The organism is Streptococcus sp. F2, from assembly GCF_056500955.1.
Window position 1 is genome coordinate 24,952 of sequence record NZ_JBWKAI010000024.1, and the last position, 10,441, is coordinate 35,392.

Annotated in this window: 12 protein-coding genes and 1 pseudogene; 11 read left to right on the forward strand and 2 right to left on the reverse strand. The window is 40.8% G+C overall.

Annotated elements, in window-relative coordinates:
* Positions 1 to 156: 156 nt before the first annotated feature.
* Positions 157 to 507, forward strand: coding sequence for a 30S ribosome-binding factor RbfA (gene rbfA, locus ACYTR8_RS07885; protein WP_002994317.1), 351 nt, complete (start codon positions 157 to 159; stop codon positions 505 to 507).
* Between the two features lie 132 nt (positions 508 to 639).
* Here the strand turns inward: rbfA and ACYTR8_RS07890 are convergent, their stop codons facing one another.
* Positions 640 to 1,626 carry an alpha/beta hydrolase fold domain-containing protein gene (locus tag ACYTR8_RS07890; RefSeq protein ID WP_479641966.1) on the reverse strand — a complete coding sequence of 329 codons (987 nt, stop codon included), beginning with the start codon at positions 1,624 to 1,626 and terminating at the stop codon, positions 640 to 642.
* Between the two features lie 171 nt (positions 1,627 to 1,797).
* Here ACYTR8_RS07890 and ACYTR8_RS07895 point away from each other — a divergent pair, with 171 nt between their 5' ends.
* From ACYTR8_RS07895 to ACYTR8_RS07905, 3 genes are read left to right on the forward strand one after another with little or no spacing between them, the layout of a single operon-like run.
* Positions 1,798 to 2,232 (forward strand): CopY/TcrY family copper transport repressor, encoded by a 435-nt coding sequence (locus ACYTR8_RS07895; protein ID WP_111717405.1) that lies wholly within the window; start codon positions 1,798 to 1,800, stop codon positions 2,230 to 2,232.
* Positions 2,232 to 4,463, forward strand: a complete 2,232-nt coding sequence (locus ACYTR8_RS07900; RefSeq protein ID WP_479641967.1) for a heavy metal translocating P-type ATPase — start codon at positions 2,232 to 2,234, stop codon at positions 4,461 to 4,463. The genes ACYTR8_RS07895 and ACYTR8_RS07900 overlap by 1 nt, the downstream gene beginning before the upstream one ends.
* Positions 4,464 to 4,476: 13 nt before the next feature.
* A complete protein-coding gene (locus tag ACYTR8_RS07905) occupies positions 4,477 to 4,680 on the forward strand; it encodes a heavy-metal-associated domain-containing protein (RefSeq protein ID WP_003057059.1) in 204 nt (67 codons plus the stop codon).
* 199 nt (positions 4,681 to 4,879) lie between these two features.
* Here the strand turns inward: ACYTR8_RS07905 and ACYTR8_RS07910 are convergent, their stop codons facing one another.
* Positions 4,880 to 5,650: a DeoR/GlpR family DNA-binding transcription regulator gene (locus ACYTR8_RS07910; RefSeq protein ID WP_003062384.1), complete on the reverse strand. Its 771-nt coding sequence runs from the start codon at positions 5,648 to 5,650 to the stop codon at positions 4,880 to 4,882.
* A 233-nt stretch (positions 5,651 to 5,883) separates the two neighbouring features.
* Here ACYTR8_RS07910 and ACYTR8_RS07915 point away from each other — a divergent pair, with 233 nt between their 5' ends.
* The 7 genes and pseudogenes from ACYTR8_RS07915 to ACYTR8_RS07945 form a co-directional block, all read left to right on the forward strand.
* Entirely contained in the window at positions 5,884 to 6,357 is a 474-nt protein-coding gene (locus ACYTR8_RS07915) for a PTS sugar transporter subunit IIA (protein WP_479640219.1), read from the forward strand.
* Entirely contained in the window at positions 6,350 to 6,655 is a 306-nt protein-coding gene (locus ACYTR8_RS07920; RefSeq protein WP_003052292.1) for a PTS sugar transporter subunit IIB, read from the forward strand. The genes ACYTR8_RS07915 and ACYTR8_RS07920 overlap by 8 nt, the downstream gene beginning before the upstream one ends.
* Positions 6,656 to 6,680: 25 nt before the next feature.
* On the forward strand, positions 6,681 to 8,132 hold the full coding sequence (locus ACYTR8_RS07925) for a PTS galactitol transporter subunit IIC (RefSeq protein WP_204108591.1): 1,452 nt from the start codon (positions 6,681 to 6,683) through the stop codon (positions 8,130 to 8,132).
* Between the two features lie 257 nt (positions 8,133 to 8,389).
* Positions 8,390 to 8,815 carry a galactose-6-phosphate isomerase subunit LacA gene (lacA, locus tag ACYTR8_RS07930; RefSeq protein WP_154412123.1) on the forward strand — a complete coding sequence of 142 codons (426 nt, stop codon included), beginning with the start codon at positions 8,390 to 8,392 and terminating at the stop codon, positions 8,813 to 8,815.
* A gap of 14 nt (positions 8,816 to 8,829) precedes the next feature.
* Positions 8,830 to 9,345, forward strand: coding sequence for a galactose-6-phosphate isomerase subunit LacB (gene lacB / locus ACYTR8_RS07935; protein ID WP_479641968.1), 516 nt, complete (start codon positions 8,830 to 8,832; stop codon positions 9,343 to 9,345).
* A 9-nt stretch (positions 9,346 to 9,354) separates the two neighbouring features.
* Positions 9,355 to 10,308: a tagatose-6-phosphate kinase gene (locus ACYTR8_RS07940; RefSeq protein WP_479641969.1), complete on the forward strand. Its 954-nt coding sequence runs from the start codon at positions 9,355 to 9,357 to the stop codon at positions 10,306 to 10,308.
* Positions 10,289 to 10,441, forward strand: a pseudogene (locus ACYTR8_RS07945) (tagatose-bisphosphate aldolase); the annotation flags it as partial. The gene ACYTR8_RS07940 and the pseudogene ACYTR8_RS07945, both read left to right, overlap by 20 nt.

Sequence of the window (10,441 nt, forward strand, 5' to 3'; positions counted from 1 at the left end):
ACTTGTTCTACCAGACGAGCTACTTGGGATATTCCTTCCAGTCTCGTCGTGGAATTCTCAGATTCCCTTTAATTGTCGTTATCAAAACAGGTAGCAATGTCATAAGCTGGGCTTTCAGCCTAGCTTTTGTTTTAAAAATGTGGAAAGGAAATGGCTATGGCTAATCATCGTATTGACCGTGTTGGGATGGAAATTAAGCGGGAAGTAAATGATATTCTTCAGAAAAAAGTGCGTGATCCACGTGTTCAGGGAGTAACTATTACAGAAGTTCAAATGCAGGGTGATTTGTCACTTGCTAAAGTTTATTACACCATTATGAGTGACTTGGCATCTGATAATCAAAAAGCACAAACAGGGCTTGAAAAAGCTACTGGAACGATTAAACGTGAACTTGGTAAACAATTGACCATGTACAAAATTCCAGATTTGGTGTTTGAAAAAGACAATTCCATCGCCTATGGCAATAAAATTGATCAACTCTTACGAGATCTTGACAACAAATCCTAAGTATTGCGGTGCGGATGTTATGACGGAAAGAGCCTTATCATTATGATAGGGCTCTTTTTAATTGTTATTTTGTGGTGCAAACTACAAAAAACCACCAGATTAACTGGTGGCAGGTAGGAATTATTCCTCTCATTAAGGGGTTTTATTGATGGCATCAATGATTTGGTATTGAGCTGTTTTTGCCTCTTCAATAGGATAAATCGGGTAAACATGGTTCATGCCTTCTTGGGCGATGAAGGTTAGTTGATGGTTAGCTGCCCGTAATGTTGCGGCATAATCACGAATATCTGGATAGAAAATCTCACGTGTGCCAGTGAACAGGGTGATTGGTGCTAATTTGTCAACAGGACCATTTTTAGGGCTGACATAGATATGGTTAGTGTTATCGGCAGATTTAGCCCACTTTTCACCCACACGTTTTAGTCCCCAAGCTGATAAAATGGGATCAGCATCTTCATAATTTGGGATTTCTGCATGTGACATGGTCACATCTAGCCATGGGGAAAGTAGAATAATCTGTTTAGGTTGAGGAATAGATTCAATATTCAAGGCATGAGCCAATCCTAGAGCAAGTCCGCCACCAGCTGAGTCTCCCATCAAGAAAAGCTGGGAATGTTGCTGTTGAGAATGCTTGTAAAGATTAACCAATCTTGGCATGGTATAATCATAAGTGTAGCGTGGTGCTTTAGGGTAAATCGGTAAAACAATTTTTGCGTCAAGGCTAGTTGAGAGCGTCTTGAGCATACTGATGTGATAAGATGTTGGGTTATTGAGGTAGGATCCACCTGCTAAATAAAAGATGGTTTTTTGGTCAGGTTTTCCGTTACTATTCCAAGAGTACACTTGCATGTCAAATAAGTTTTCTTGGACAAGGGGACCATTTACGGTAGTAGGGTCGAGCACATAAGGCTTATCTGATTGTTCTTGGCAAGCATTGAGATAGGTTTGAAAACTGGTATCATCTTGTTCAGCATAGTAGCTTTTGTCTCGTTTTAGCCAGAAATATTGCTCGATAAACCAGCTCTTCCAAGAACGAGAACTAGCTGCAACTGGAGTCGGCAGGCATAAGGTCAGTAATAGACCTAAGGTGACAAGTGTTTTTCGAATAGGATGTTTCAAAGGCATCTCCTTAATGTAAATGTTATTTTTATTGCAATAATATTATAATAAAAACGATTCATTTGTCAATATAAGGATAGAAAAATGAGAAAAGTTATTTATTTACAAATGTAGTTAAATCCGCTATAATTAATTTACAAATGTAAATAAATTTTGGATGAAGGTGACGTTATGCAACAGATATCAGCTGCCGAATGGGAAGTCATGCGTGTGGTGTGGGCCAGTGGTGATATTAAAAGTAGCGATATTATTACTATTTTAAGGAAAAAATATCAATGGTCAGATTCTACTATTAAAACCTTGATTGGGCGTTTGGTGGAAAAAAAGGCTTTGGGAACTTACCGGGAAGGTAGGGCCTATATTTATCAAGCTCTTCTGGATGAGACTTTGCTACAAAAAGAAGCACTAGCGACTGTTTTAGACGGTATTTGTCAGCGGCAACACGCGCGTCTACTTCTTGAACGGTTTTATGACTTACCGATGACCTTGGAGGAAATCGAGGCATTCCAAGAGCTACTAGAAGTCAAAAAAGAACATGCAGTTCTTGAGGTGCCGTGTAATTGCCTGCCTGGGCAGTGCCACTGTCAGAAAAAGGAGACGTATTAATGGCTAAAGAGATATTTTTAGTGGAGGGAATGAGTTGTGCCTCTTGTGCTCTAACAATTGAAAAAACGGTCAATCAATTGCCTGAAGTAGAACAGGCCGTTGTGAATTTAGCGACTGAGAAGCTCACGGTTACTTATCAAGATGACGATTTAGAAACGGCCAAAGTTATTCAAGCGGTAAGAGATGCTGGTTATGGTGCACAAGTCTTTGATGAACATGCAAAACACATGCAAACAGGTCGTCGTGACGAAGACCTAAAGGTTATTTGGTCTCAGGTCTTGTGGTCTGCCCTATTCACCATTCCTATATTATACCTAGCTATGGGTCACATGGTGGGCTTATGGCTTCCTCCATTTCTGCAACCAGATCGCTATCCTTTCGTTTACAGCTTTAGTCAGCTACTCTTGACGATTCCAGTCTTAGTATTAAATCGTCATTATTACCATAATGGGTTTAAAGCTTTGTTTAAGGGACATCCTAATATGGACTCCTTGGTAGCTTTAGCAACCAGCTTTGCTTTTGCTTATAGTCTTTATGGAGTGGTTGAAATCAGTCTGGGCCGGGCGCACTTTGTGCACTCCCTTTATTTTGAATCGGTGGTAGTGATTTTGACACTCATTGGGCTAGGAAAGTATTTTGAAAGTCGTTCTAAAGGCCGTACTTCCCAAGCTATTCAAAAGCTCTTATCCTTGAAGGCGACTGATGTGAGGGTATGGAGAAATAGCCAATGGCAATTGTTGCCGTTAGAAGAGGTTGGCTATGATGACCTTGTCCTGGTTCAACCAGGTGAAAAAGTTTCTATTGACGGTATTATCGTGGAAGGACATAGCAGTTTGGATGAATCCTTTTTAACCGGGGAAAGTTTGCCTGTTGAAAAGGGAGAAAAAGATAATGTCTTTGCGGGCAGTTTGAATGGGCAAGGCGCCCTCACGATTAAACCGGATAAGCTTGGAAACGATACCTTGTTAGCACAAATTATCCAACTAGTTGAGAATGCTCAAGAAAATAAAGCACCTATTGCAGCTATTGCTGATAGGGTCTCAGGTGTCTTTGTTCCGGTAGTTTTGGTATTAGCTCTGTTAACAGGGGTGTTTTGGTTGGTATTCATGCAGGAAAGCCTTCGTTTTAGTTTGACAACAGCCATCGCTGTTCTAGTCATCGCTTGCCCTTGTGCGCTTGGTTTAGCAACGCCGACAGCGATTATGGTTGGAACAGGGTGTGCAGCTGAAAATGGTATTCTTTTTAAAGGTGGTGACATCTTAGAACAAGCCCATCAGGTAGATACGGTTGTTTTTGATAAAACGGGGACGATTACGGAGGGGAAACCAAGTCTTCAAAACCTCCTAACTTTTTCGGGAGATGATCACCTTATCTTGCAAGAAGCTGCTTCCTTGGAGGCCTATTCTCAACACCCCTTAGGGGAGGCTATTGTCCGTGCTGCTCAGGAAGCTGGTTACGATAGTCTACCAGTGGAACAGTTTGAGTCTTTAACCGGCCTAGGAGTCACCGGTCAGCTTGAAGGGCGTCGTTTGGCGATTGGAAATGCTGCTTTAATGGCAACCCTTGGTATCGATTTATCTTGTGTTCAGTCAGTTTGTGCTAAGGCTTCAGGAAAAGGTCAAACCCTTGTATATTATGCTAAAGAGGGGCAGCTAAGAGCTCTTTTCAGTATTGCTGACGCTGTCAAAGAAGATAGTCAAGCTACCGTCCAAGCTTTGCAGCAACTGGGGATTCACACGATCATGCTAACAGGTGACCACGATGCTACCGCTAAGGCTATTGCCTCTCAAGTGGGGATTACAGATGTGATTAGTCAAGTCTTACCTGATCAAAAAGCAAGCGTGATAACAAACCTCCAATCTCAAGGGAAAAAAGTTGCTATGGTAGGTGATGGTATTAATGATGCTCCGGCATTGGCCGTAGCAGACATCGGGATAGCTATGGGGTCGGGGACAGATATTGCGATTGAATCGGCGGATGTGATTCTGATGAGGCCTGATATGCTGGATTTGGTGAAAGCTATGTCATTGAGTCGAGCGACTATGAGGATTGTCAAGGAAAATTTATTTTGGGCATTCATATACAATGTCCTCATGATTCCAGTGGCCATGGGCTTACTTCATCTTTTTGGAGGCCCATTATTGAACCCGATGTTAGCAGGTTTTGCCATGAGTTTTAGTTCAGTATCAGTTGTTTTGAATGCATTGCGATTAAAAGGAAAAACCATTTGAAGGAGAAAACGAAATGGAAAAACATTATCAGGTTACAGGAATGACGTGTGACGGTTGTGCAAGAACGGTTACTGAAAAATTATCAGCTGTCCCCGGTGTGCAATCGGTCCAGGTAAATTTGGAAAAAGGACAGGCTAAGGTGACAGGACGTCCTTTAACGTTCCTACTCAAGCGTGCTTTGAAGGATACCAAATTTGAATTACATCAATCATCTTAGGTTATTTTGGTAGCCTTACTTCATCTCAAAAGAGGTTCCAGTTTAAACTGGGCCTCTTTTTTATGGTCGCTAATAAAGACTCTGACGTTAGCAGGTGTGTTCCGAGCAAAATAAAAACACCTCTCTGGAAGCAAATCACTTTTGCCAGAAGGTGCCGAGGGACGATGCGCTGACAGGCTGTCCATTCTTGATGAAACGTTTACTCCTTGTTTTCGTGGGCTACTAATAATTGGGTGAACTGACTATAACGTTCAATGACTTCCTCAGTTATTTGAGAATCCGTAACAACTGCATCAATGTTATCGAGATGGTAGAAAACGAAAAAGTCATAGGCATTGAATTTTTGATTGTCTACCAAGAGGTATTTTTCGATAGAGTTGTTGAAGGCTAGTTTTTGAATCTCTCCTTCGGTTTCACTGTAAGTAGCGACGTCGTTTTTGTAAATCCCATTACAGCTAATAAAAGCCTTAGCGAATTTTAAGGAGGTAATATTTTGACTTGCTAGTGAGCCGACAAAGGCACCTGTAATAGAGCGATACTCCCCGCCAATAAGGATAAGATCAACGGTTTCACTGTCTTGGAGAATAGTGAAAACAGGTAGGCTGTTGGTCACAATACGAATTTTCCGGTTTTTCAGTTGTTCAGCAAAAAATTCTAGAGTTGTTCCTGGTCCAATAAAGATAGTTTCGCCATCGTTAACTAATTGAGTAGCATAGGAAGCCAATTCACGTTTTTCTTTTGTTTGAACGGTTTGTTTTTCAGAATTTGACCGTTCTTTTTTATTAGGCATGGTAATGCTTTGAGCGCCGCCATGGATACGGATTAATTTTCCTGCTTTTTCCAATTCGTCTAAATCTCTGCGCACGGTCATATCAGAGACGTTTAAGGTCTCGATAATATCATTAACAGTGATAATACCTCTTTCATTGACCTGTTCAAGTATTGTTAGAAGCCTCTCTCTTTTTAACACTTAAAGACCTCCTTTCCGATGTATTTGATTAGGATTATCATAGCATACAAACGATTAGATTTCAATAAAATAAAATAAATAAAACAAAAACAAACAAAAATATAATATATTTCGAAAAAAATGTTGATTTATGTTTGTTTATATACTATAATAGATTTTGTAAACGGTTACCAATTGTTTAAAGATGATGGGTAACAATAAAAGTAAAACAAATCATAGGAAGGCGGTATGGTGTGTTTCCAAATATTTTAGTTACTGATGCAAGGACCCAAACAGAGCTTTTTGACCGTGTGGCTAGCCACCTAACAAAAATAGGTTATGTAACGGCAGATTACTATCAGGCGTTGGTTGAACGGGAGGCTTCCTTTCCAACTGGGCTTAAGATTGATTTGAAAGACGGCTCGGATATTCTCTATGCAGCTATCCCTCATACAGAAACTAAGTATTGCTTAGTCAACCAAGTCATCTACGTGAAAAACAGTCATCCCCTTGCTTTTCAACATATGATTAATCCAGAGGAGACTTGTTTCGTAACGGATTTTTTCTTTATTATCAATAGTCAAAATGAGGGTCAGACGACGATTCTATCCAATCTCATTACCTTCTTTATTACCAAGGGGAATCTTAGCCATCTAGCCAGTCTAAAAGATGATAAACAAGCTATTTCAAACTATTTAATAGAAAAAGGAGTGTTTCACCATGATTAAAATTCTAGCAGCCTGCGGTGCAGGTGTTAACTCAAGCCATCAAATTAAAGATGCGATTGAAACTCAGATGAGTGACCGTGGTTACGATGTTCACTGTGATGCGGTGATGGTAAAGGACATTACTGAGGAATTAGTTTCTCGTTATGATATTTTTACGCCGATTGCAAAAACTGACTTGGGATTTGAGATGCCAATTCCCACAGTAGAAGCAGGACCGATTCTCTATCGTATCCCAATCATGAGTGAGCCTGTTTTTGCGGAGCTGGAGCGCGTGATTAAAGAAAACCATTTGCAATAAGTCAATAAAAACATAAGGAGACAAGATGATGCAACCTTTTTTGGACATTGTTAACAATATTCTGGGATTTCCTATTAAGTTAGGATCAGGTGTGGTCATGCTGATTGTCATGACAGGTTTAGCCATGATTTTCGGGGTTAAATTCACAAAGGCACTGGAAGGCGGGATTAAGTTAGCCATCGCTTTGACAGGGATTGGAGCTATTATTGGCATTTTAACAGGAGCTTTTTCAGAGTCTTTACAGGCCTTTGTCAAAAATACAGGAATCAGTTTGAATATTATTGATGTGGGCTGGGCACCGCTTGCAACAATTACCTGGGGTTCCCCCTATACCCTTTATTTCTTGCTGGTGATGCTGGTGGTTAATATTGTCATGATTGTCATGAAAAAAACAGACACCCTTGACGTCGATATTTTTGATATTTGGCACTTATCCATTACGGGCTTGTTAATTATGTGGTATGCGGCTCGCAACCACTTACCAGTCTTTGTGTCTCTTTTGATTGCTACTGTGGCTGTTATTCTTGTTGGGGTATTGAAAATCATTAACTCTGATTTGATGAAACCCACCTTTGATGATCTCCTTGGAACAGGGCCTCAATCACCGATGACATCGACCCATATGAACTACATGATGAATCCAATCATTATGGTCTTAGATAAGATTTTTGATAAAGTCTTTCCGGGGCTAGATAAATATGACTTTGATGCAGCAAAATTAAATAAAAAAATTGGTTTTTGGGGATCAAAATTCTTTATTGGGATGATATTAGGCTTCGTTATCGGAATTATGGGTGATCCTCACATTAATGTCATCTCAGTTAAACATTGGTTTGAACTCGGTTTTACAGCTGGAGCCTGCTTAGAACTCTTTTCATTAATAGGCTCATGGTTTATTGCAGCTGTTGAACCTTTGTCACAAGGGATTACCAATTTTGCCAATGCTAGAATGCATGGGCGTCGTTTCAATATCGGTTTGGACTGGCCTTTCATTGCTGGTCGCGCTGAAATCTGGGCCTGTGCCAATATTCTTGCCCCGATCATGTTGATTGAAGCCGTTCTTCTTTCAAAAGTTGGCAATGGGATTTTACCATTGGCGGGAATTATTGCTATGGGGATGACACCAGCTCTTCTTGTGGTCACACGTGGTCGTTTGATTCGCATGATCATTTTTGGCTCCCTCTTATTGCCGTTATTCCTCTTGTCAGGAACCATGATTGCCCCATTTGCAACTGAATTGGCTAAAAAAGTAGGCGCTTTCCCAGCAGGTGCAAGTGCTGGTTCCTTGATTACGCATTCGACTCTCGAAGGACCAATGGAAAAAATCTTTGGTTATGTGATTGGTCAAGCGACAACAGGTCAGATTGCCTCAATCATTACGTTAATCATCTTTGTGGCCATTTACCTAGGTCTCTTTGCTTGGTATGCTAACCAAATGAAGGCACGTAACGCTGAGTATGCGAAAACAATGAAATAAAATCAGGTTAGGTGACTAACTAAAAAACTATTGGGAATAGCAGATAACCATTTAAGGTATTCCTGCCTTATCCCCCTAGAGAGAAAAGAGTATTTCTCATGTAAGGCAAGGCGCTCTGTGGGTACCCGCAAGCGCTTTTCTTGAAAGAAATAATGGAAGACAACTAAGACTGCTGGCAATAATCCTGACCTAAGGACAGGTAATCCTGTTACCTTTTTGTAGATTGGCAAGCGGTTTGGATTAGAAAAGGAGAAACGATGGCTATTATTTTAGGTGCAGATGCACACGGAAATGCATTAAAAGAATTAATCAAAAGTTTTCTTCAAGAAGAAGGCTATGACATTATTGACGTGACTGATATTAACAGTGATTTTATTGATAACACATTAGCGGTGGCTAAAGCCGTTAATGAAGCAGAAGGTCGTTTAGGCATTATGGTGGATGCTTACGGAGCAGGTCCCTTTATGGTAGCCACAAAACTAAAAGGAATGGTTGCTGCTGAAGTTTCAGATGAACGCTCTGCTTACATGACTCGCGGTCACAACAATGCCCGTATGATTACCATGGGAGCAGAAATTGTAGGTCCAGAATTAGCGAAGAATATCGCCAAAGGTTTTGTGACTGGCCACTACGATGGTGGTCGTCATCAAATTCGTGTTGACATGCTCAATAAAATGGCCTAAAGGAGGATAAAGAGATGAAAATTGCGATTGGATGTGACCATATTGTCACCAACGAAAAAATGGCTGTTTCTGATTTTTTGAAATCTAAAGGCTATGACGTTATTGACTGTGGCACCTACGACCATACTCGTACCCATTACCCTATTTTTGGGAAAAAAGTTGGCGAAGCTGTGGTTAATGGACAAGCTGACTTGGGTGTTTGTATTTGTGGGACTGGAGTTGGCATTAACAATGCGGTAAATAAGGTACCAGGTATTCGCTCCGCCCTTGTTCGAGATATGACAACAGCCCTTTATGCCAAGGAGGAATTGAATGCCAATGTGATTGGCTTTGGTGGTAAAATCACGGGTGAACTTCTTATGTGTGATATTATAGACGCTTTTATCAAGGCAGAATACAAAGAAACTGAAGAGAATAAGAAGCTAATTGCTAAAATAGCCCACTTGGAAACTCATCATGCCAACCAAGAAGATCCTGCTTTTTTTACAGAATTCTTAGAAAAATGGGATCGTGGCGAGTATCACGATTAGGGAGAAGCGATGATTTTAACAGTTACCTTAAACCCTTCTGTCGATATTTCCTATCCTTTAGATTGTCTGGCTCTAGACACGGTTAATCGTGTCGCACACGTAAGCAAAACAGCGGGTGGGAAAGGTTTGAATGTCACACGAGTACTGGCAGAAGTAGGACAATCTGTTGTGGCAACAGGATTTATCGGTGGAAAACTGGGGGACTTTGTCATTCATCAGTTACAAGAACAGGACATTTCTAACCAATTCTTCAAAATCAAAGGGGAAACGAGAAACTGTATTGCTATCTTGCATGAGGGCATGCAGACAGAAATCTTGGAAGCGGGACCTTATATTGATGTGGACGAGGCCGAAGGTTTTTTGAATCACATGAGCATTATTGCTAAACAATTTGATATTTTGACCCTTTCAGGCAGTTTACCTAAGGGACTTGCTGCGAACTATTATCAGGATTTGATTACCATGGCGAGAGCTTATGGCCGCAAAGTGGTTTTAGATTGCTCAGGTCCTCCCTTAAAAGCAGTGTTAGCTGGGAAAGACAAGCCAACCGTGATTAAACCCAATTTGGAAGAATTAGAGGCTTTGTTAGGGGAATCGATTACCTTAGATGAGGAACGTTTAGTTTCCTTGTTAAGTAGACCTTTATTTGAAGGAATAGAATGGATTATCATTTCCCTTGGTGCCCAAGGGGCTTTTGCTAAACATCATAATAGGTTTTATCGCGTCAGCCTCCCTAAAATTAAGGTGGCTAATCCAGTCGGTTCTGGAGATGCTACTGTGGCAGGAATTGCTTGGGCTTTGGCAGAAGGAGATGACGATGAAACACTCCTGAAGAAAGCCAATGTTTTAGGCATGTTAAACGCTCAAGAGTCAAAAACAGGCCATGTCAATATGGCTCATTTTGACAAACTTTATCAAGAACTTCAAGTAAGAGAGGTAACACATGACAATAACAGCAAGTAAAAAAACTTATTTAGAAAAAGTGAGCCACCGAGGAATCATTTCAGCTCTGGCTTTTGACCAACGTGGCGCCTTAAAACGCATGATGGCAGCTCATCAGGAAGCAGAGCCAAGGGTTGAGCAAATGGAAACCCTG

Coding starts and splice junctions, on each gene's coding strand:
- rbfA (WP_002994317.1), top strand. CDS start 157: ATGGCTAATCATCGTATTGACCGTGTTGGGATGGAAATTAAGCGGGAA.
- ACYTR8_RS07895 (WP_111717405.1), top strand. CDS start 1,798: ATGCAACAGATATCAGCTGCCGAATGGGAAGTCATGCGTGTGGTGTGG.
- ACYTR8_RS07900 (WP_479641967.1), top strand. CDS start 2,232: ATGGCTAAAGAGATATTTTTAGTGGAGGGAATGAGTTGTGCCTCTTGT.
- ACYTR8_RS07905 (WP_003057059.1), top strand. CDS start 4,477: ATGGAAAAACATTATCAGGTTACAGGAATGACGTGTGACGGTTGTGCA.
- ACYTR8_RS07920 (WP_003052292.1), top strand. CDS start 6,350: ATGATTAAAATTCTAGCAGCCTGCGGTGCAGGTGTTAACTCAAGCCAT.
- ACYTR8_RS07925 (WP_204108591.1), top strand. CDS start 6,681: ATGATGCAACCTTTTTTGGACATTGTTAACAATATTCTGGGATTTCCT.
- lacA (WP_154412123.1), top strand. CDS start 8,390: ATGGCTATTATTTTAGGTGCAGATGCACACGGAAATGCATTAAAAGAA.
- lacB (WP_479641968.1), top strand. CDS start 8,830: ATGAAAATTGCGATTGGATGTGACCATATTGTCACCAACGAAAAAATG.
- ACYTR8_RS07940 (WP_479641969.1), top strand. CDS start 9,355: ATGATTTTAACAGTTACCTTAAACCCTTCTGTCGATATTTCCTATCCT.